This window comes from Nitrosomonas sp. Is79A3, from assembly GCF_000219585.1.
Taxonomy (GTDB): Bacteria; Pseudomonadota; Gammaproteobacteria; order Burkholderiales; family Nitrosomonadaceae; genus Nitrosomonas.
Genome location: NC_015731.1, coordinates 996,777 through 1,019,331, shown reverse-complemented (window position 1 = coordinate 1,019,331; position 22,555 = coordinate 996,777). Strand labels below are relative to the sequence as shown.

22 protein-coding genes are annotated in these 22,555 nt (G+C 41.9%); 9 read left to right on the top strand and 13 right to left on the bottom strand.

Annotation, left to right across the window (positions count from 1 at the left end):
• Positions 1-14: 14 nt before the first annotated feature.
• The 12 genes from cheD to NIT79A3_RS04555 all read right to left on the bottom strand — a co-directional run bounded on the left by cheD (position 15) and on the right by NIT79A3_RS04555 (position 14,447).
• Positions 15-626 (bottom strand): chemoreceptor glutamine deamidase CheD, encoded by a 612-nt coding sequence (cheD, locus tag NIT79A3_RS04610; RefSeq protein ID WP_013965093.1) that lies wholly within the window; start codon positions 624-626, stop codon positions 15-17.
• A gap of 4 nt (positions 627-630) precedes the next feature.
• Positions 631-1,497 carry a CheR family methyltransferase gene (locus NIT79A3_RS04605; protein ID WP_013965092.1) on the bottom strand — a complete coding sequence of 289 codons (867 nt, stop codon included), beginning with the start codon at positions 1,495-1,497 and terminating at the stop codon, positions 631-633.
• Positions 1,498-1,863: 366 nt separating this feature from the next.
• The gene (locus NIT79A3_RS04600) at positions 1,864-3,600 is read right to left on the bottom strand and encodes a methyl-accepting chemotaxis protein (RefSeq protein ID WP_013965091.1); all 1,737 of its coding nucleotides are present in this window, start codon (positions 3,598-3,600) and stop codon (positions 1,864-1,866) included.
• A gap of 63 nt (positions 3,601-3,663) precedes the next feature.
• Entirely contained in the window at positions 3,664-4,176 is a 513-nt protein-coding gene (locus NIT79A3_RS04595; protein ID WP_013965090.1) for a chemotaxis protein CheW, read from the bottom strand.
• A 73-nt stretch (positions 4,177-4,249) separates the two neighbouring features.
• Positions 4,250-6,427, bottom strand: a complete 2,178-nt coding sequence (gene cheA, locus NIT79A3_RS04590) for a chemotaxis protein CheA (protein ID WP_013965089.1) — start codon at positions 6,425-6,427, stop codon at positions 4,250-4,252.
• 143 nt (positions 6,428-6,570) lie between these two features.
• Positions 6,571-6,936, bottom strand: coding sequence for a response regulator (locus NIT79A3_RS04585; RefSeq protein WP_013965088.1), 366 nt, complete (start codon positions 6,934-6,936; stop codon positions 6,571-6,573).
• 67 nt (positions 6,937-7,003) lie between these two features.
• On the bottom strand, positions 7,004-7,588 hold the full coding sequence (locus NIT79A3_RS04580; RefSeq protein WP_013965087.1) for a hypothetical protein: 585 nt from the start codon (positions 7,586-7,588) through the stop codon (positions 7,004-7,006).
• Between the two features lie 380 nt (positions 7,589-7,968).
• The gene (locus NIT79A3_RS04575) at positions 7,969-9,207 is read right to left on the bottom strand and encodes an HDOD domain-containing protein (RefSeq protein WP_013965086.1); all 1,239 of its coding nucleotides are present in this window, start codon (positions 9,205-9,207) and stop codon (positions 7,969-7,971) included.
• Positions 9,208-9,368: 161 nt separating this feature from the next.
• On the bottom strand, positions 9,369-10,169 hold the full coding sequence (locus tag NIT79A3_RS04570) for a GGDEF domain-containing protein (protein WP_013965085.1): 801 nt from the start codon (positions 10,167-10,169) through the stop codon (positions 9,369-9,371).
• Positions 10,170-10,375: 206 nt separating this feature from the next.
• Positions 10,376-12,088 (bottom strand): diguanylate cyclase, encoded by a 1,713-nt coding sequence (locus NIT79A3_RS04565; protein ID WP_013965084.1) that lies wholly within the window; start codon positions 12,086-12,088, stop codon positions 10,376-10,378.
• A 138-nt stretch (positions 12,089-12,226) separates the two neighbouring features.
• Positions 12,227-12,859 carry a response regulator transcription factor gene (locus NIT79A3_RS04560; RefSeq protein ID WP_013965083.1) on the bottom strand — a complete coding sequence of 211 codons (633 nt, stop codon included), beginning with the start codon at positions 12,857-12,859 and terminating at the stop codon, positions 12,227-12,229.
• 16 nt (positions 12,860-12,875) lie between these two features.
• Positions 12,876-14,447, bottom strand: a complete 1,572-nt coding sequence (locus NIT79A3_RS04555) for a histidine kinase (protein WP_013965082.1) — start codon at positions 14,445-14,447, stop codon at positions 12,876-12,878.
• Positions 14,448-14,743: 296 nt separating this feature from the next.
• On the opposite strand from NIT79A3_RS04555, the gene NIT79A3_RS04550 reads away from it, so the two are divergent.
• From NIT79A3_RS04550 to NIT79A3_RS04515, 8 genes are all read left to right on the top strand, one after another.
• Complete coding sequence (locus NIT79A3_RS04550) at positions 14,744-16,195, top strand: flagellin (RefSeq protein WP_013965081.1); 1,452 nt, start codon at positions 14,744-14,746, stop codon at positions 16,193-16,195.
• Between the two features lie 105 nt (positions 16,196-16,300).
• Entirely contained in the window at positions 16,301-16,672 is a 372-nt protein-coding gene (locus NIT79A3_RS04545; RefSeq protein ID WP_013965080.1) for a flagellar protein FlaG, read from the top strand.
• 32 nt (positions 16,673-16,704) lie between these two features.
• On the top strand, positions 16,705-18,678 hold the full coding sequence (gene fliD / locus NIT79A3_RS04540) for a flagellar filament capping protein FliD (protein WP_013965079.1): 1,974 nt from the start codon (positions 16,705-16,707) through the stop codon (positions 18,676-18,678).
• A gap of 55 nt (positions 18,679-18,733) precedes the next feature.
• Entirely contained in the window at positions 18,734-19,162 is a 429-nt protein-coding gene (fliS, locus tag NIT79A3_RS04535; RefSeq protein ID WP_013965078.1) for a flagellar export chaperone FliS, read from the top strand.
• 31 nt (positions 19,163-19,193) lie between these two features.
• Positions 19,194-19,529 (top strand): flagellar protein FliT, encoded by a 336-nt coding sequence (locus NIT79A3_RS04530; RefSeq protein WP_013965077.1) that lies wholly within the window; start codon positions 19,194-19,196, stop codon positions 19,527-19,529.
• 66 nt (positions 19,530-19,595) lie between these two features.
• Positions 19,596-20,657: a flagellar hook-length control protein FliK gene (locus NIT79A3_RS04525; RefSeq protein WP_013965076.1), complete on the top strand. Its 1,062-nt coding sequence runs from the start codon at positions 19,596-19,598 to the stop codon at positions 20,655-20,657.
• Positions 20,644-20,967 carry an EscU/YscU/HrcU family type III secretion system export apparatus switch protein gene (locus NIT79A3_RS04520; RefSeq protein ID WP_013965075.1) on the top strand — a complete coding sequence of 108 codons (324 nt, stop codon included), beginning with the start codon at positions 20,644-20,646 and terminating at the stop codon, positions 20,965-20,967. The genes NIT79A3_RS04525 and NIT79A3_RS04520 overlap by 14 nt, the downstream gene beginning before the upstream one ends.
• 3 nt (positions 20,968-20,970) lie before the next feature.
• The gene (locus NIT79A3_RS04515; RefSeq protein ID WP_013965074.1) at positions 20,971-21,747 is read left to right on the top strand and encodes a flagellar brake protein; all 777 of its coding nucleotides are present in this window, start codon (positions 20,971-20,973) and stop codon (positions 21,745-21,747) included.
• A gap of 67 nt (positions 21,748-21,814) precedes the next feature.
• Here the strand turns inward: NIT79A3_RS04515 and NIT79A3_RS04510 are convergent, their stop codons facing one another.
• On the bottom strand, positions 21,815-22,156 hold the full coding sequence (locus NIT79A3_RS04510; RefSeq protein WP_041360547.1) for a YnfA family protein: 342 nt from the start codon (positions 22,154-22,156) through the stop codon (positions 21,815-21,817).
• A 108-nt stretch (positions 22,157-22,264) separates the two neighbouring features.
• Between NIT79A3_RS04510 and NIT79A3_RS04505 the strand changes: the two genes are divergently transcribed.
• Positions 22,265-22,519 carry a Rho-binding antiterminator gene (locus NIT79A3_RS04505; RefSeq protein WP_013965072.1) on the top strand — a complete coding sequence of 85 codons (255 nt, stop codon included), beginning with the start codon at positions 22,265-22,267 and terminating at the stop codon, positions 22,517-22,519.
• Positions 22,520-22,555: the final 36 nt, after the last annotated feature.

Genomic DNA, 22,555 nt, shown 5'->3' with positions numbered 1-22,555 from the left:
GAAGTAAAATTGTTTTAAGTAAATAACTCTATATCTCCACCAGAGTCGACTTTACGTAAACGCTGCCTATAATCTTTCTCTCGCTGAGAAATCGTGGTGTTATGTAAATTACGCAACTTCTTCACCATCACTTTACTATTTTTTGGAAAGAAATAAACTTTCCGAGGAAAAATATCGACCAGATCTTTTGCGACGACTCTTATTTTTTCTGTTTGTAAGAATTTCAGAACAAAATCAGCATTCCGTGGACCGACATTTGCAACCGTTAATCCGTCTAGAACATTTCCGCCGCCAAATACTTTAGCTTCAAGGTTGCATCGACGGGCACCCAGTTTTAATAGCTGGTTAATCAGTATTTCCATTGCGTAAGTACCATATCGGGCTGAAGCATTTAACGGACTTCCTGCATCCCCTCCTCCATCCGGAAGCATAAAATGATTCATACCGCCAATACCACTGTAACAATCACGAATACAAGCCGCAACGCAAGAACCGAGCACTGTTACCAAGAGCATATCCTTGTCTGTAACATAGTATTCGCCCGGCAACAACTTAACGGCTTGGCTGTTAAAGCTCTTGTCAAAATATAGATTCGTTGCAACTTGCTCATCAATGATCTCAGCCATACGATTACCTCAATCTATTAGCTAGCTCATAAACGGTTTTCTCACGCAACTTAAATAAATCAACCGCATGCTGAAAACTCTCAGAATGGCCTGCAAACAATAATCCATCCGGGGCCAGTAGCGGCACAAACTTCTTCAGAATTTTGTATTGGGTTGGTTTATCAAAATAAATCATTACATTACGACAGAATATTGCATCAAATGGGCCACGTATCGGCCAACTCTCATCGAGCAAATTCAATTGCCGGAACGTTATCATATTACGTAATTCTGGGCGCACCCTTGCCGACCCAGAGTGATGCCCTTTACCTCTCAAAAAAAACTGTTTCAGCTTTTCCTTGGGTATTTTCTCTAACTTATCGAGAGGATAAATACCGAGTTGTGCTTTAGCGAGAACATTGGTATCCAGATCCGTGGCTAAAATATGAACTGGCGGTGTAAATGTTTTAAATGCTTGCACCATTGCCATAGCCATTGAATAAGGTTCTTCTCCAGTAGAAGATGCACTGCACCAAAGCTGAATTTTATTCTGATTCTTGCGATGCTCTACATGTTTCTCAAGAATCGGAAAGTGATGTTGTTCGCGAAAAAAAGCCGTCAGGTTAGTCGTCAGGGCATTTGTAAATGCCTCCCACTCCTCAGGATTTCCACGCTCCAGAAAATTCAAGTATTCATGAAAATTATTTAGACCACTAGCACGCACACGCCGGGCAAGTCGGCTATACACCATATTTTTCTTACCCGTGGAAAGTGAAATGCCTGCATGTTGGTATATCAGTTTTCTAATACGATCAAAATCCGCTTGAGTAAAAGCATATTCACGCGTTCTGTTATCAGAGTTTTCTTCAATACCACCTAAAATCAATTCCATAATATATCCATCCGAATTAGAGTAGATACCGCTTTGCGAGCAGCGATTATTTCCGGCAGTATCAAACTCCAGAGCTTTATCGCTTCATTATTAGACATCATGCAAAAATACATGGATAAAATAATGATCTAAAACCAACGCGCTTCAATAAATTATTTTCATGAAGCGGATAATTCAAGAATCTGGTTCTACAAAGTAAAATCAGAATTAATAACTAACTAATATCGGTCGTTCCAAGAATCAGGGGACGTTTCTAACTATCGACTACCTACAATACGCCCAACACAATCACGCACCTTCTAGACCCACAGTTCAATTTCCCGATGAACACCACCCGGTTACCGGGTGGTGTTCGGGTATGATGACTTAGAATTCTTCCCACTCGTCACCGCCACCGCCTGACGCAACTTTGCGCGGTTGTGCCGGTACCGATGGGAATTCTTTGTTTGAACTTACAGAGGCCTTTTTCGTAGCAGGACCACGATTGGGCAATTTGGCAACTGTGGCAGGACGGTTACTTCTTTTTACGGCCGTTGATGGACGGCCGCCATCGCCAGACAGTTTGAAGGTACTGACTGCTTGAGTGAGTGTTTGCGCTTGTTCCTGCATGGATTCTGCCGCTGCTGCTGCTTCTTCCACCAACGCCGCGTTTTGTTGCGTGACTTCGTCCATTTGAGTCACGGCTTGATTAACCTGCTCAATGCCTGAACTTTGTTCCTGCGACGCCGCAGAGATTTCAGCCATGATGTCGGTCACACGTTTGACAGCACTGACGATTTCATCCATGGTTGCGCCCGCTTCATCAACCAGGCGCGTGCCATCTTCCACTTTGCTGACTGAATCGCTGATCAGCTCTTTGATCTCTTTTGCTGCAGCCGCTGAGCGTTGCGCCAGTGTGCGTACTTCTGTTGCTACCACTGCAAAACCACGTCCTTGTTCACCGGCACGCGCCGCTTCTACCGCTGCGTTTAACGCCAGAATGTTGGTCTGAAAAGCAATGCCATCAATGACACTGATAATGTCGACAATCTTCTTGGAGCTTTCATTGATTGAACTCATGGTTTGTACCACTTGCCCTACCACGGCACCGCCTTTTACCGCAACTTCGGAAGCACCCGCTGCCAATTGATTGGCCTGACGCGCATTGTCCGCATTTTGTCTTACTGTGGAAGTCAATTCTTCCATCGAAGACGCAGTTTCTTCCAGGCTGGAGGCTTGTTCTTCCGTGCGTTGACTCAAATCCAAGTTACCGGAAGCAATCTCACCGGATGCAGTGCTGATCGTGTCGGTACCGCTACGTATTTCACTGACGATCTTAACCAGACTATCCTGCATTTCTTTAATTGCGAATAACATGCTATTCGGGTATTTTGTGTTAACCGCGATATTGCTCGACAAATCACCCGCGGCAATTTTTTGCATGACTTCCGCCGCATATTTCGGTTCACCGCCCAATTGCGCCAGCAGATTACGTGTGATCACCAAGGCAAGCACGATCCCGATAGCAATGGCAATTGCCAATAATGCGATGACCAGCGTTTGGGACATTGCGAAGGTCTGATCGGCTACTTCGCTGGCCGCAATTCCTCCCGCAGTATTCAAATCCGATAACTTAATTAACTGATCGGACATTTCATCATAGACCTGCTTGGATTGACCATTCATAAATGCCCGCGCTTCTTCGGTTTTGTTTGCACGAGAAAGCGAAATCAGTTGACGATGCGCAGCTAAATATTGCCCCCATCGTTCAGAAAATAAATCGAATATCTTTTGTTCCTCAGGAGAAGAAATTAGCCTTTTGGATTCTTCGCTAGCTTTTTCTATCCTAGAAAGCAAATTGGCAATTTCTTTTTCATAATGCTGCATATCCTGTTCGGATGTGGAAAGCACATGACTCATTTCGCCAATCCTGAAATCGGATGTAAAAAGATTCAAATCCGCTGCAGCTTTCGAGGCAGGCAGCCATTCCCCGGTAATTGCAGTTGCAGCTTTATTGAGGCTATTTAACTGGAATAACGAAAAGACACCCAGAAAAATCATAAAACCAAGCAGTACCATAAAGGAACCAGACAGCTTGGTGCCGATTTTCATATCATTCAACATGTTCATTACTCCTAATAAAGACTGTTATTGCAACTTGTTTATTTTCAAACAAACTCATACTCATTAATTAATGTTTTGATCAATTAAGCCCATTTCGCTACTACCCATCAGCTTTTCGATATCAATTAATATCAGCATGCGTTCTTCGACTGTTCCCAATCCCATGATATATTCCGTATCAATGACTGAGCCAAATCCCGGTGTCGGCCGCATCTGCTCGGCTTCCAGAGTCAGCACGTCGGATACCCCATCCACCACGATACCCATGACGCGGCCCGCTACATTTAAAATAATGACCACGGTAAATTGATCATAGTCCGCAGTGCCCAGCCTGAATTTGATCCGCATATCGATAATCGGCACGATAATCCCGCGCAGATTGACGACTCCCTTAATAAACTCGGGCGCATTGGCAATCTGTGTGATCGAGTCGTACCCGCGAATTTCTTGCACCTTAAGTATTTCTATCCCGTATTCTTCGCCGCCCAGACGAAAGGTCAGAAATTCATTGGCCATATGACGGGTAACCGGGCCGGATGACTTTGCTGTCGCAGCTATTGTTTGCTCTTGTGCCATGATATAAGTTCCTTGTTTCTTAATAAGATGCAATATGAAAGTATGCGATAAACATATCAGTGATCAATATCACCTATACCGCTTCTTGCTGTGATGTCATCACTAATGCAGCAGTATCAAGAATAAGTGCAACTTTTCCATCGCCCATGATCGTCGCACCTGAAACACCCTGCACTCTCCGGTAATTACTTTCAAGGCTCTTAATAACAACTTGATGTTGCCCAACCAGATCATCGACAAACAACGCCGCCTTGTGACCTTCAGCCTCAAGAATAACAAGAATCCCTTCATGTACTTCGGTAACATTGGGACGTAAGTTAAAGATTTCGTGTAATGCAATCACTGGTAGATATTCACCGCGCACTTGTACAACCCGCCCATGACCGCTTACCGTTTTAATGTCAGCAGCAGTCGGTTGTAACGATTCGATAATGTAATTGAGTGGCACAATAAACATTTGACCGCCAACCGCCACAGACAATCCATCAAGAATAGCCAATGTCAACGGCAGGCGAATAGATATGCGCGTGCCCACACCAAACGCTGATTCAATGTCAATGCGCCCGCCCATACCTTGTATATTACGTTTTACCACATCCATACCCACACCGCGCCCAGATACATCGGTAACTGTATCGGCTGTAGAAAAACCTGCTTCAAATATCAGTAACCAGACTTCCTGATCGGTCATTCCATCATGCACTGGTAACCCGCGTTCTTTAGCTTTGGCAAGAATTTTCCCTCGGTTTAATCCTGCACCATCATCATTGACCTCGATCACGATACTACCGCCTTGATGGAATGCACGTAGCGTGATCGTACCTTGCGCTGGTTTACCTGCTGCAATACGCTTATCGGGTATTTCTATGCCATGATCCAAACTATTCCTGACTAAATGAGTCAGCGGATCAGCAATCTTTTCAATTAAACCTTTATCCAGCTCTGTGTTTTCACCAACGGTCTTTAATTCAACACGTTTATTCAGTTTTGATGCCAAGTCACGTACAACACGCGGATATCGGCTAAATACGAAACTAATCGGCATCATTCGAATTGACATAACAGATTCTTGGAGATCCCGCGTATTCCGCTCCAATTGATTCATCCCGCTATGTAGTTTTTCAAAAACTACAGGATCAAATTGAGATGCTGTCTGAGCAAGCATTGCCTGTGTAATCACCAATTCACCGACCAGATTAATCATTTGATCGACTTTCTCTATACTTACTCGTATTGATGAGGTTTCGCTGACAGGAGCTGCTGCTGTATTGGCTTTACTGGAGGATTTATTCAGTATGGCATTTGCTTCATTTTTGCTATCACTGGCACTTTGTTGCAGTGGAGAATTCAAATTCGATTCTGCATCATCGATGTCCTTTGGTGCAGCAGGCGCTCCCGGAAAGAAACCATAGCCAGGTGCAGGCGGCATATTAGCCATTGAAAATTCTTCTTCATCAACAATTAATTTTACATCAGTTCTGTTGGCATCCATGTTCTCCGGCTCTTTTTCGGCAGCCTCACCGCTCCCGGATGTATCGACTACAATTTTTAAGGTTGCCGGATCGACAACAAATGCCAGCGTCTCCCAAATATCTTCTTCACTTTTATTGGTAGTGAGTTTCAATTTACACAGATCTATCACATTGGCTGGTGTAAGATTTTCCAGGTTGCCCAACTGCTTCAAATTAGTAAATAGATTTTCTAGGGTAGCATTGCTCATACCGGTACCGGAAAACTCTATACTGTAGGTAAGTTTCGATGGATCATCAATTAGTGAGGTTTCAACTTCAGCAACTTCGGTTTCTACTTGCATTGCTTCAGTATTGGTTGCCGGATTCTTTAGCTCTTTAGCTGACACTTGTGTTTCGTCACTTAATTTTTTCAGTTCCTCACAAATTGCTTCGGCAACAGCAGGATCCGCTTTGCCTTCCCCGCGATGTCCTGCCAACTGCGCTTTAATGACATCACCAGCCTTTAGAAAGGCATCAACCATCTCACTGCGTACTTCGAGTTCCCCCTTGCGAAGTTTATCCAGTAATGTTTCCAACATATGCGTCATCTCCGTCATATCTGTAAAACCAAATGTACCAGCCCCGCCCTTAATAGAATGCGCGGCACGAAATATAGCGTTTAAATCTTCCAAATCCGGTGAATTTACATCAAGCCTTAGCAAACACGTTTCCATATCCGCGAGTAATTCTGAGGATTCCTCAAAAAATATTTCATAAAATTGTTCGAGATCTGTACTCATAGGTAACCCTATTCCAAGTTGAGTTGTTAGGCTAACACCCTAAAGAAGCAAGCAAATTAAAAAACAGAAGTATAAAAATTATTTAATCTCAAAATTAAGCAAGTTATCTGTGATTTATTAATCTGACAAAGAAATATTAATATCTAGCCAATAACCTTACCGATTACTTCCAGTAATCGCTTGGGATCAAACGGTTTTACCAGCCAGCCTGTTGCTCCTGCCGCCCTACCTTTTGCTTTTATCTCATCTCCTGATTCTGTAGTCAGCATCAAGATAGGAACAGTTTTGTAGTGCGTCAATTTGCGCAACAATTCAAGCAGTTTCAGTCCGTCCATACGTGGCATATTAATATCGGTTAATACCAGATTGACCTTATGAATATTCGCTTTGTCCAATGCATCTTGACCATCAACTGCTTCAATGACTTCATAGCCCGCACCTTTAAGCGTAAAAGTAACCATTTGCCGGATTGATGCAGAATCATCTACTGCAAGTATTGTTTTAGCCATTTACCTCACTCCTCTTGCTAATGTTGTTAATTTGCTTGATAAAAATTCGTATTCCAAACAACTTTTATCAAAAAAGCTCAATGTCACCCATCTGCATACCTTGCTGCACAACTGGTTTTCTTTTACTTTTAATTTTTGCCACATCAACTGCCTTCGAAATTCCTTCATGTATCGTATGCAAGGATTCCTTTCCAATTTCCTTCTTCCAGTTACTTTGCCGATCAACACGCTGCAATTCCATATTTAATATCTCTACTTGATGCGTAGTATGTGCCAGCAACTGCGTGACCAAGTCACCAAACTGTAATGAAGTAACAGCCATTTCTAATTCCTGTTCGATTTTGTCAGCAATAACCATCTGTTTCTCCAATAATTCAAGAATAGGTTTGCTTCCTTCAGGAGCAGCCATTTTCTCAATGGCCAAAACCATATCATGGTGTGATTTGGTCAATTCACTGATATATCTAAAGTTAATGACCAAATTATTGACCGCATCACTAACTAACCGATCAATTTGATTTAATTCTCCCTTGATACTCATAAAGTACTCATCAGCCTCGGCAGTGCATAAAACCCAATCCTGATCTTCAGGCACCAGTTTATCGACCACCTGATTCTTAATTTCGTCGTCTACCGATTGCATTTCAGTCATAACTTCTCTCCTCGTTGCTCATCTTGATCAAAGCTATTCATGCTGCCTCCTGATCTAAGTAATCCACTCTTAGCGTGATCTGATTATGAATTACCTGTAGACTAGAAGGTGATGTATCAAACTCTGCAGAATATCTCCGCCATGATTCTCATTACATTATGAAATCATATTCTTAGTCAGGAAGTTAACGACATCACCTAGAATAACTTTAGCTTCATAAATCCCGAAAAATACAGCAAGCCTAGAAAGCCAGCATATCCAGACTGTACATTCCATTAATCGAGAAAATATTAGTGAATTTCTTTGGTAATTGGCATGAAGCCAAATTCAGCCAAGCTGGCCGATGCATATATCAAGATAAAGTTTGATGAGCAATACAATTAATTAACAGCTTCACCGATTCGGTTAGCCCAACCAATTGCTTGTATTTCAATGTCAGCCAACTCGCTCAGACTCAAAAAACCCAGTTCAGTTATTATGGATTGAACTGTATTAACCTCACCCTTCTCATTCGCTTCAATTAATTTCAATTCGTGACCCAAACGCCCCTCCCGGGCTAATAATGCTTGGCTCATGTCTTCTGGAATTCCAAGTTTCTCAACTATTTGCTGCATTTCAATGCCAAGCAACACATCCAGCAGGGATAAAATTCCTACCATAAATGCTCTTTCCTGGTGATTTTTGTCATGCGGGCGTTCTGTTGTTGCAACTAACTCCATTAACTTACCCCGCGCTGCCGCTGTTTGCATTAAGGCATTTGACATACTATCGTCCGACTGATTAGCGGTATAAAGTAATAATTGTATCCATCTCTGCAATTGCTTACGCCCCAGTATCATGATTGCATGCTTGATGGAGTTGATTTTCTGAGGCACTCCACTGGCAACTGAGTTCACCATACGCATCAAGTTATAACTTAATCCGGGCTGGTGTTTAAATTCCTTTTCAATTTCCTCAATATCACTATCACCCATGACTAATGTCAATAGCTTCAATAATGACAATTTTCCTGGATCAGCACGTTTAACGGCCAATACCTCTGGCCGTGCAAAATAGTATCCCTGGAACATCTGAAAACCCAACTGCATGCAGTATGTTTCCTGTTCACGGTTTTCTACTTTCAATGCCAGAAGCAGAACCGGCCAGCGATTTAATTCAGTTACAAGTTCCGCGAGTTCCTTCTTTTCAAGCGCAAGAATATCTACTTTCACTACACTGACCAAAGGCAGCAATTGTTCAACTTTAGTGTTCATTGCAACGACATTATCAAGCGCAAATTGATAGCCTTTTTTCTTTAATTCGTTACAACGCTGCATAAATTCTTCCGTAATAAGCGCTATCTCTTTTATTTCCAGCACGACATGCTTGGCGGGCAATAAACTAATAATGTCACTCATAACCAGATCAGGGTCTGCATTGATAAAACCGCGCTGCTTACCTAACACATTTTGGATACCCAATTGACAATATGCATTGATAATGACATTAGCTGATGCAGATAAATCGTTAATGACATTTGCCGATTCATCAGTCTCTTCTTGTCTAAAAAGTAATTCAAACGCTACTAGGTTCTGATTACGGTCTAGAATTGGCTGCCGCCCAAGAAAAAAACCTTCCATTTACTCCCCCGCATTAATCCATCGTTTAATAAAAATGTTTTAGCTCATCGGCTGCATTGCGTGTTTCTTAAGTATTACTTGTATTTAATAAACAATATCGATCAGCGCTCCTGTTTTTTAGAACAGAATCCTTATTTTTCGCGAACTTTCAATTTATTTCATTAAATTAATGCAGGTATTGCCTGGTTCTTCCCGGTACGCTTCGCCTGATAAAGCGCTTTGTCGGCACGACTTATGACTGAATTCTGATGTTCGCCAAATGAACGTAATGCTACACCTGCACTAAATGTTACTGGTATAGATTGTTTATCCACTTGAACTGAGAAAATTTTTCCCAGATTATTCTGTAGCCTGGAAATAATAGTTAAGGCGTCTTCCATCTCGACATCAGGCAATAATATTACAAATTCTTCCCCGCCAAACCGCGCCACAATATCGGAAGGACGTAATGTTTCTTTGGCTACATTGACGAAATTGATCAGCACACTATCTCCGTACTGATGGCCAAAGTTATCATTAATCTGCTTGAAGTTATCCAAATCAATCAAAACCACCCCTAAAGACTGTGCATTCCTGTCGGCACGGGCCGCTTCACGTTTGAAAATATCATCTAACCCACGGCGATTGAAGGCGCCTGTCATTTGGTCAGTTTGTACGAGCCCTCTCAGTTGTTCCAATTCACTTTTCAATGATTCAATCTTTTGTTCCGCGCGTTTTACTTGTTCCTGCGCAGTAAAAACTTCATCACTAAATCTCAGACCTCTAGTTTCAGACAACACAATATCTAGAATACTAATGATTTCATCAGCATTTCTTGTATTGCGAATCTGTTCAGCGTAACGTTCTACTTGCTTATAATAGTCCTCAGAATCAATCATGGGTTTCTGCTCACTTTTAATAGCATCTGTCGATTTAACCAATCTCAGCATTCTTTTCTGTTTTTGTTTAATAGCTTCTTGCATTGCTATCCTCCTCAATTGACATCACTAGATGCCAGACTATTCCAGCTTTGGGGGTAATTCGTTGGATTGCGAAGGAGAACCCATTCCGGTATAGACTGCCATGTAGACAACGTTAACAGAGCAAACCAGAAATGGATTTAATGAATAAAAAGGGAAATCGGTACTATTTATCGGAAACTACGATATATCTCCTAACTAACAGAGAGTTACACAGATGTGAGTATCTGATTCTTACCGCCTCTTTTTGCACGATACAATGCTTCATCGGCGCGTTTGAAAATACTTTCTTGTGATTCTCCCGGCTGGAGCTGAGCAACACCCGCACTAAAAGTGATTAACAAACGTTTATTTTCATGCAAAAAAAACTTCTTGGTTAAATTACGCCGGATCCTGGATAAGATATGTACAGCTTCTTCAAGATTTGTGTTTGGCAATAGAATTACAAACTCTTCACCACCATATCGTGACACAATATCTTCAGGGCGCGTTGTCTCCTTGACTGACTCAACCAAGTACACTAGTGCATCGTCACCCACTTGATGGCCATGCGTATCATTAAGCAGTTTGAAATTATCAATATCCAGCAGTGCAAAACATAAAGGAACCTGATGGCGCATTGAACGCGAGGTTTCGCGGTCAAAAGCATTATCTAAACCACGCCGATTTAATATTCCTGTCAGGTGATCTTCATGCACTTTCTCACCCATTTCATGTAACTCGGTTTCGAGCTGATTGATTTTATTCTGCGCCAAACTAACTTCTGCTCGAGCAGCCAAAAAATCATTGCGGTAATTTAATGTGCTTTTTTGCATCAGACTGGTTTCTTCCATAATCAGCACAAGCAGCTGATTAAGTTCTTTTATATCATCAGTATTACTGATTTTTTCAGAATATTGCTCAAGCTTATTCTGATATTCACCCGTCGTATCGGTAAGTTCTTCAATATTAGTGATTAAGGAAGTTACCATCTGCTTCAGGGTCACCTTGGCTTCACTTAAACTACGTCCGATTATTTCTTGTCTTTGCGTTATTTCTTCTAGATAATGCTCAGCTTGTGCTATCACCTGATGATCCAGTGGCCTGGAGATTGTTTCACGCAATTTACTTATCTGAACACCAATCCATTGATCTTCTGAGAGTAATTCTCCCGTGCTATCCATGAGCATATTGAGCAATTTGAGTAAGCCTTGCTGCAACTTGAGACCACTCTCACCATATGCATCAAACTTACCGCAAAATTGTTGAAAACCCGCTATGAATTGTTCCATTTCTGGCTTATCTTGAATTTTGCGCACTTGATGCGCTAACGTTCTGGCTTCTTCAACCAAAATTACGTCACCAATCTGTTTAGCAACAACCTGTTCAAGCAAGTGTGCCAGCAATTCCAATAGCTGATCAGCAAAATATCCGGCGGTCGGAGTCTGTTCTGTAACAGCATGCTTTAATTGGGAGCCTTGTGTGTCCTGATCAACCTGCGGCACTTGCAATGAGGGATTTTGCACTTGCCCATCTTCATTTGAGTCTTGGGTTGCGGCAGCCAATGCTCCCCATGAATCTACCAGCGCCTTGAGTTTGTTATGCAGTTGGTTTGAATCTTTCGAGTATTTGGCAAGAACTCGATTGACGCCATCCCGTTTCTTTGCAGTGGTCAGCGCTCCTTGCTTCTTTTCCAGTTGCTTCAACAGTGCTTCTATCGTATCTCCCCAGGTCACAGCGGATTCTATTGTTGGATTATCAACAATTCTTTGCTGATTTGTTGATGTTACCGCCGCGGAATTCACATCATCTCCGGAATTACCTGAAATCTGGTCATACAGTTTGTGATAATTATCTGGTGTTGGAGGAATTCTGAGCGATGCAAGCTGCCGCAATGTTTCACGGGCAATAATGGTTGGATTCGAATCTTTAAGCGGCTTCATAAAATTGGTCAAGAAATTTAAATTAGTGTTACCAGCAAGCTTGGAACTAAAAATATCGACCAGTCCACGTGAATCTTGATCTTAATTTATAAGGCAATCTAAGAAATATTTGGGTTAACTTGCAGAACAATTATAAAATTAGTCGACCAATTTATTCTTTATAGCATAACGAATTAATTCTGAATTATTCGTCAACTTGAGTTTCTCCAGCAAGCGCGCACGATAAACACTGACTGTTTTTGGGCTTAAAAACATTTCGGCTGATATTTCCGATAATGTTTTACCTGCGGCAATAAAGCATAGAGTCTGATATTCCCGATCGGATAAAGTGGCATAAAGCGGCTTGTCTAAATCAGAATTAATAATGTTGGCAAGTTCCTGTGCAACAACCGGACTCACATACTTATCGCCCATTGCAACCTGACGTATTGCCACTACAAGCTGCGCCGGTGCACTTTGTTTATTGAGATATCCGGATGCTCCCGCCTTTAATGCACGAATTGCAAATTCGTGTTCATTGTGCATGCTTAGCATGAGCACTGCAAGATTGGGTTTATCTTTCTTTACCTGCTTCAATATCTCGATACCATTCCTATCCGGTAAAGAAATATCCAATAACATGACATCAAAATCTTGCTGCCGTGCAATTTTTACTGCTTGAAACCCCGTCTCTGCTTCACCGGTTACTTTAATATCATCCGTTTCGCTAAGTATCTGTTTCAAACCTTGGCGAACAATTGCATGATCATCAGCAATCATCACACTTATCATGCGCACCTCCGGCTACTCAGAGCCGAGAAACCTTCTTTTTTTTCTTCATAGGCTCAGACTGCTGGGTTTCTCCAAACTCACCTTCCAGCCTATCTATATGCCCGGATTGATACTCCAGATTACTCATAGGTATCAGAATAGTCACTTTTGTACCTTTCTCCGCATCCCCCGAAATATGGAAATTTCCCTTCAATTGTTGGCAACGCTCACGCATCCCTCGAATCCCAAAAGAAGCCTGTTTTTCCATATCGATATCGGTAATACCACAGCCATTATCAATTACTTCCAAAAGAATCAGTCCTTCTAGCTCCACGAGCTTTACCTGAACACGGGATGCATTAGCATGCTTGGAAATATTTGTTAGTGTTTCCTGAAAAACACGGAAAACCGCTATCGCCAAATCAGAATCTAAAGCTATTTCATCGTTTATGCATGATACTTTACAAACAATACCTGTACGATCACTAAATTCTTTTGCCTGCCATTGAACCGCCGCAATGATACCGCAATCCAGAATACCCGGCCGCAAATCCAGAGAAATCCGGCGTGTGCTGTCAATCACGCGGTCCACTAAAGATTCTATAGATTTCGATTTTTGCTGATAAAATTCCGGCTTCCTTGCCGTTGTGTCCATACATGGAAACAACTCACATTTAATAGCAGTTAATGTTCCTCCGATATCATCATGAATTTCTCGTGCAATTCTGGCGCGCTCCTGCTCTTTGACTTTTTGCAAATAAGAGGATAATTCTGCCAACTGTTCCCGGGAACGTACAATCTCTCGTTCAGCCAGTTTGTTTCGAGTAATATTGATCATGATGCCATCCCATAACGTCGTGCCATCCGGCATTCTCCTGGGTGTTGCACGCAAACTGATCCATTTGATATCACTATCACCTTTTACTTGAATACACCCTTCCCAGTTCCAGGTCGCAAGTTGTTCCGCAGAGGTTATCATCAATTGATGATAAGACTTTCTATCATCCGGCAAAATCAACTCTGGAAATAGTTCGGGTTTATCCATCAGCTTCTGGGGTGACAGCCCCAGTAGTGTTTCACTGGCATCACTGACATAAGGAAAGCTAGTTTTTTTATTGACTGATAGCAGAAACTGAAAAACCACCCCGGGAAGATTAGATGTAATCGCTTGAAAAAGTGCTTCGCTCTTTTGCAAGGCAGTCTGTGCAGTAATAAAACGCTGGTAGTTTCCTACTTCATGCAAGCTACGCCTTATTGCTGGCATCAGTCTGGCAAGATTTTCCTTCATCATGAAATCATAAGCTCCTAGAGCCATGATATGCTCTGCCGCTTCTTCACCAACATGACTGGATACAATTATCAAAGGTATATCAAGGTATTGGGTTCTTATGGCTTGCAGCACCTCCTGCGCATTTAGCTGCGGCAAATCATAATCGGACAAAATCACATCCCAGTCCCGGATCAAAAGGGCATCGTGCAAAGCAGCAGCAGTGCTAACGCACAAACATTCAGTCTGGAAACCGCCCTGTAAAAGTATTTGCAGCACCCGATCTGCATCCTCTGCAGAATGTTCGACCATTAATATTTTTAATTTCTCTTCATTGACCATCTCAGCCCCCACCAGTTGAAGCCGATATAACTCCTAAAATTAACTTCCCAAATTAACTACCTGAATATTTATCTAATTTTACAAGATAATTTATGAGAAAAAAACAATTTATACCACGAATAGCCGATATTAACCAAATGATTAGATAAAAACCATGAAAGCAAAAATCCTAAACTTTTCAAAATGCTGTCCGATAACTGCAATCAACGGCGGTTACAAACCCTCTTGGATTGCGGGGAAAACCAACGGAACTGGCAATTATGCCAAACACATAGATATTAGAAAGGAGAACCCAAATGCCACAAATTATAAACTCTAATGTAGCCTCATTAAATGCACAACGTAACTTAAATACATCGCAAAACTCATTAAATACATCTTTAACACGTTTATCATCCGGCTTGCGTATTAATAGCGCTAAAGACGACGCTGCAGGTCTAGCGATTTCAGAAAGGATGACCTCACAAATCCGCGGCTTAAACCAAGCTGTCCGTAACGCGAATGACGGTATTTCACTGTCACAAACCGCTGAAGGTGCGTTGGGTGAAATCGGCAACAATTTACAGCGTATTCGTGAACTGGCTGTTCAGTCTGCCAATGCATCTAACAGCGCCAGTGACCGTGCTTCACTACAAGCCGAAGCTTCACAATTGAGTGCCGAAGTTACGCGGGTTGCCAGCCAAACCCAGTTTAACGGCTTGAACTTGCTGGACGGCTCTTTCCTGAATCAGAGCTTCCAAGTCGGTGCCAATGCTAACCAAACCATCAACATTGCATCAATTGGCGATGCTCGCTCTACTGCATTAGGTAGTCACACACTCACCACCAATGGAACAGCAATGGGCACAGCAACGGCTTCTGCCGCTGCTCTTGCTGCCAATGGCGTTGCTGTTGAAGCCGGCTTAACACTTGCCAATAATAAAGGAACAACCGGTAACATTAGTTATGCAGCAGGCGATGATGCCAAAGCCATTGCTGCAGCCATTAATACGGCTGCTTCCAGTATCGGCATCACTGCAACCGCATCTAACAGTGCCACGCTCGGCAATTTATCAGCCGCCGGTACTGTTGCTATGACATTAAACGGCAGCACAGTTTCTACCACTATCACTGATACTGCTGACTTAAGCGGCTTGGCATCAGCCATTAATGGATTACAATCTTCAACCGGCGTTACTGCCTCGTTCGCATCTACGACCGACAAGTCAGTAATAACGCTGTCAACAACAGATGGCAGAGATATCGTACTTTCAGATTTCACTAATGGCGTAACAACAGCTGATGTCACTGCAGGAGCGACCACAAGAACGCTAACCAGCGGTGGTAATGACTCAACGACAGTAACGGGTACCGTCGAACTTTCAAGCTCTGCTGGCCAAATTACTGCAGCTGGTTCAAATGCCACGGAATTTGGCGCTACTACCAGCTCATTCAATTCAGTCGCTACGTTGGATTTATCCACATCAGCTAATGCACAAATTGCATTGAAGACGCTGGATGCTGCTTTAAATGCCATCAGCAGCTCTCGCGGTGATCTGGGTGCAATTCAGAACCGTTTCAGTTCAACCATCTCGAATTTGCAAACCACCTCTGAGAATCTATCCGCCTCCCGTAGCCGGATTCAGGATGCTGACTTCGCTGCTGAATCAGCCAACCTGACACGTGGACAGATCCTGCAACAAGCTGGTGTAGCGATTCTTGCACAAGCAAATTCATTACCCAATAATGTTCTCTCACTGTTACGTTAAGCTGTCCGTAGCAAATGATACACCGCATTAAATAAAGCTGATGATCGCGGGCGGGATGTTATAAAAAACCTACCCGCGTTCATTTCAACTTTAAGGACTCTTATTATGAGCATCAATCAATTAAATGGAACAGGCACACTTCCGTTGCTTTCGACAACAACGTCGACTGTTCAGAAAACATCCGTGCCTAATACAGATAATGCCCCATCACCTGCTTCACCTGCCCGATCTAAAGTTGGCAATAAGCCAGAATCAGAAGAACAAATCAAACAAGCAGTTCAGAAAATCCAGGGTGCAGTTGATAATCTGGCACACAATTTGCGTTTCTCAATTGATGAAGATACTGGCAAAACGATCATTAAAGTAATGGATGTTCATACTGAAGAAGTCATCCGGCAGATTCCAACAGAAGAAGCTGTTCAGTTAGCTCGTACGTTGGATAAAGTACAAGGGCTGTTATTTAACGATAAAGCATAATCAAAAAATTCTTATATCAACAGGACTTAGAAATGCTTGCATCCCCAGGAATTGGATCCGGTTTAGATGTCAACGGTATTGTCAAACAGCTAATGGCTGTAGAGAGTCAGCCTCTTACGGCTCTTGATAACAAAGAAGCTAAACAGCAGACTCGACTAACCGCCTTTGGTACGCTAAAAGGAGCATTATCCTCATTCCAAAGCAGTCTTTCCGCATTATCCGATCCGGCAAAATTTACCGGCGTAACGGCTAACTTTGCTGATGCTACATTGGCCAGTGTAAGTGCAACCTCGTCTGCAGTAGTAGGAAGTCATTCCGTAGAGATCCAAACACTTGCACAGTCGCATAAATTAAAATCTGCCAACTATGCAACCACAAGTACTGCAATTGGCAGCGGTACTTTAACTATACAATTTGGCACTTACAATGGTGGTACATTTACGCTCAATCCAGATAAAGCTGCACAATCAATTACTATTTCCTCCGATAATTCATCATTGACAGGAATCCGGGACACAATTAATCAAGCTAACGCAGGTGTAAGTGCCAGTATCGTAAATGATGGCACTGGCAATCGTTTAGTAATTGCTTCAAATGATACCGGTTTAAGCAATGCCTTAAAAATAACAACAACCGATGCTGATACAAATAATACTGATAATGCAGGATTATCTCAGCTTGCCTATAACGCATCGACGGGTGGCACGACTAACCTTACTCAAACTGCAGCAGCTAGTAATGCCACATTGGTAATCGATGGCATCTCAATTAGCAAAGCATCCAACACAATTACAGATGCCATTGAAGGTGTCACTTTTAACTTACTGAAGGCAAATGCTGGTACAACAACCACCTTAAATTTGTCTCGAGACACAGCCAGTGTTCAAAGTACAGTATCATCATTTGTTAAAGCTTTTAATGATCTGAACAAAACCATCGTTGATCTCTCAAAATATGATGCCACTACCAAGCAAGCATCTATTCTAACAGGAGATTCAACAGTTCGAACAATCCAGACACAACTACGTAATGTAATGTCTAATCCGCTGACCACAGCAGGTGGCGGCTTAAGCATACTCTCAGAAGTCGGCATTACTTTTCAAACGGATGGAACACTTAAGTTTGATTCGGCCAAATTAACTAGTGTGATGAGCGATCCAACCAAAGATGTTTCAACCCTATTTGCCTCAGTTGGAAAAACCAGCGATAGTCTGGTGTCATTTGTCAGCGCCAAGAACGATACAGTAAATGGTGAATACTCGCTAAATATCAGTCGAATTGCAACACAAGGTACCGCAGTAGGTAGCAGTGCTGCCGCATTAACCATCAACACGGGGGTCAATGACAAGTTAGATCTCACCATTGATGGTGTAAGCGCTAGTGTAACTCTCGCAGCAGGCACTTATACGGCAACTTCATTAGCAGGTGAAATTCAATCAAGAATCAATGGTGTCTCGGAAATTTCCTCAGCCGGAATCAAAGTCACACTCAGCGAATCTGCTGGCAAATTAACCATTACTTCCAATCGATATGGCTCAGCATCGACCGTATCAATTACAGGCGGAAATGGCAAACTGGATTTATTCGGCACACCTGTCGAAACAAGTGGCGTAGATGTAGCAGGTACGATCAACGGCATCACTGCAACAGGCTCCGGCCAGACCCTAACAGGCGCCGCTGATAGCAGCGGATTAGTTATCAAAATAACCGGGGGCGGGACAGGCGCCAGAGGAACCATAGATTTTGCTCACGGTTTTGCTAAAAAATTAGACAAGTTAGTTGATGACATGCTAAACGGACATCTTATTGATAGTCGCATTGATGGTATTAATGCATCCATAAAAGATATTGATGCACAACGCGATACGCTGAATCAGAGACTTGCAGACACCGAAAAGCGGATACGTGCACAATATACCGCACTGGACACAACCATTGCCAGCATGACACAGACCAGTAACTTCTTGCAGCAGCAATTATCCAACTTACCCAGCACAAGCTCATAAGAATCAACAGGTAGTTTAGAAAGCTAGGCTCTTTACAATATAAAAGAGGTACAAAATGTTTTCCGCTATGAATAACGCAATATCAGCCTATCAACGCGTCGGTGTTGAAACAGGCATTGAATCAGCTGATCCGCATAAGCTTATTTTAATGCTTTTCGAAGGTGCACAAGAAGCTCTGGCAAAAACCAGAATTCACATGCAACACAATGAAATTGCGGAGAAAGGGCAAATGATCTCAAAAGCTATCATGATTATTGATCATGGTTTGAAAGCAAGCTTAGATATGAATGCCGGCGGTGATTTGGCAATCAAACTTCAAGCGCTCTATGATTATATGACGCATCGATTATTAGTCGCTAATATTCAGAACAATATTGAGATTGTTAATGAAGTTAATAAGCTTCTATCAGAATTACATGGTGCCTGGAAAGAAATTAGGCAATCAAATGAGACTCCTATTGCAAAAAATGCAGCGGCGATTTAAAAAAATTTAGTAATAAAGGATACACATATAGATGAATAGCGCACAGACTCTCATGACTTATGACGCCATTTTAGCAATTACCGGAAAGATGCTTGCCGCTGCTCAGAATAACAAATGGGATCAATTGATATTATTAGAACAAGAGTGTAGAAAATTGACTGATTTGCTGATAAAGCATGACCCAGAACCTATTCTAGATAAGGAACTACTTCAGAAAAAGGTAAAAATTATTAACCAAATTCTGGCGGATGATGCTCAAATCAAGGCAATCACCGAGCCATGGATGATAAAACTACAAGATATGCTCAACGCCAATGGACATACTCGCAACCTTCAGCATGCCTATCAACCCATAAATAATATGTGAGCACTTAATAGAGCACACTTGCATGTTATTTCCGGGAAGATACTAACAAAATTAAGATAAGCTGTTGTGATTCCAACCACCATCAAAACTGATTTAGTCGCAACCCAAACTCATATAACTCCTGTTACACCCGTAACACCAGTTACAGCAATTCTTGATTCACCAAGTTCTTTTGTTGAATTTGTACAAGGTCAGAAGTATCAGGCACTAATAGAGGCACGTTTATTTAATGGAAATTCTCGAGTGTTAGTTGCGGACAAGCTCTTGCAAATGCACTTACCAGACAATTTTCAACCTGGCAGCAAAATGGAGCTTGTTTTTATTTCGCAAGAGCCGAAATTAAAGTTTCTTATCCTAAATGAAACACCATTAGATACCGGGAAGAATAATACATCAATTAGTACTATAGGACGTTTTCTGGGCGTTCTGATGCAAGACGCATTAAAGCAAACATCTGCCGGCATAACCACAACAAGTACCGCTACCACACATACACAATCTCTCACCAGCCCAACACCTATCCTAACTAGTCAGTCAATAAATAGCACCGAATTACCCGGTTTATTACAAAAAGCAATTGTTCAAAGTGGATTATTCTATGAATCACATCAGGCACAATGGGTTTGTGGAGAAAATACACTTGAAAACTTACATCAAGAACCTCAGGGTAAATTAATGCTAGTTACGGCCGATCTGCCTGCTGCAAAAGTGTCCGTGTCCGCATCTGCTGCGCTAAACCCTGAAATGCCAGTACATACTCAGGCTATCCCTTTAGTGCAACAACAGCTTACTACCTTAGAGACTGGGCATTTGTTCTGGCGCGGAGAAATCTGGCAGGGTCAGCCCATGGAATGGGACATTTATGAGAACCCCCAAGACAAAGAAAATGAAAATGAATCTGATCAAGCAGCACAATGGCGTACGCAACTCCGGCTATCAATGCCGCAACTAGGAGATATCGCCGCGACTATTGTACTAAATGCCCAAGGTATTAACATTAAGCTAAATACTTCGCAACCAGAAACCGCTAACTTATTAAGAAATAATCAATTACCACTCACAATGGATATGCAATCAGCCGGATTAAATATTCAGGCCGTAGAGATTCAACACAATGACAAAGAATGAACCATACCTCACTGCAGTAGCACTCGCTTACCGGGAAGGGCAAATTGCGCCCAAGGTTGTTGCTAAAGGTCGCGGTCTGATTGCTCAGGAGATTATTAAACGTGCTAAAGAAGCAGGAGTCTATGTCCATGAATCAAGTGAATTGGTTGCATTATTGATGCAAGTAAATCTCGATGATCGCATTCCGCCGCAGCTTTACGTTGCAGTTGCCGAGCTATTGGCATGGCTATATCGCTTGGAACAAGGAAAAACAAATCCCCTCATCACGAAAAACCTTGGCACAAAGACTACACAAAAAATTCCGGAGTAATTAATGATGCATGGATCTGATCAAAGTATTGAAGTATTACAGCCCACCCAATTTTCTCAAGAAGAAATAGATGAAAATTTTCGTATTCACTCGGAAATTGATATTCTCTTTATTCTTCGTGGAATTATGCAATCAAACTCACTAATCACGCTCTATCCCGATTATGAAAATGACTTCATCCTCACATCGATAGTAGCGATAGATGCTGATAACAAAGAAATGATAGTAGATTATGGCACTAATGAAAGAAATTGCCAGAAGGCACTCCAATCCAAAGCATTAATCTTTGTGACCACACAAAATAGAGTTAAAATAGAGTTCGCCTGCGATCAAATCAAGAAAATACAATTTAAAGGTGAAAACGCCTTTGCAGTCAACATACCCAGATCACTTCTTCGTATACAACGAAGAAATCATTTTCGTATTTCCACTCCTATTGTTAAACCACTTAAATGTGTTATTCCGATTACTGGAAAAGGCACAGCCTCCAAAGCTGAAGTAGCACTACTTGATATCAGTTGTGGCGGTATAGCAGTAATTGATCAACATCCTATTATCAATTTTGATCCGGGAATAATTTATAGCAATTGTCAAATTGCTCTTCCAGAAATTGGTACTATCAATGCCACCATTCAGGTAAAAAATACCTATGAAATCACTTTGCGCAATGGACAGAATTGTATGCGCGCCGGATGTCAATTTATTGATCTAGCAGCCAGTATGGAAGCCATGATACAGCGTTATATTATCAAGCAAGAACAAATAAGAAAAATAAAATAAGCACCTAAAACCATACAGAAACAAACAATGATTGCTTTAAATTCACCTAAAAGCAAAATCAATCTTTCTAAATATTCCTAATAAGCTGCTTCCCATACATAATAATAATCACACCAACTAAACAGAAACTCACGCCAATCCAATCGGTAACAGTCGGGCGGATAGCATCCACCGCCCATAACCACATTAGCGCCACACAAATATAAACTCCACCATATGCGGCATAAACGCGTCCCGCTGCTTGAGGATGGAATGTGAGTAGCCAGACAAAAATCCCTAAACTAATTGCCGCGGGAAGAAGTAGCCAAAAAGATTTGCCTTCTTTCAAATAGAGATAAGGCAAATAACATCCGATTATCTCGGCGAATGCGGTAACAACGAATAAACCCAAGGTTTTAAAAATTTCCATCATTTAGTTTTGAAACGCTATTACAAAGATTTCATCCACATTATTGCTATCTTGCTGCCGGTATCGTTATATTATGCCTATTTACATCTCTTAAAGGAGTCTACAACCATGACGCAAGATACAATTTCGTGTGAGCTCCATGACTTTGTGGAAGTTGCTTGCATGTACGGCTATCGGCTAAAACTTATCTTAAAAAACAACCAAATCATAGAAGGCAAAGCTATTGATGTTGTCAATTCACCTGAAAAAGGTGAATGTCTGGTAATTGATAGTGATTCGAGACAACATATCGAGTTAATCCAGCTTGTCAGAATGGAAGTGCTTACACCGAATGCCAAATTTAGCGAAGTGATTTTCCAGTAAAGTCTTACAAAAAGACCAACACACCCTACCCTAACA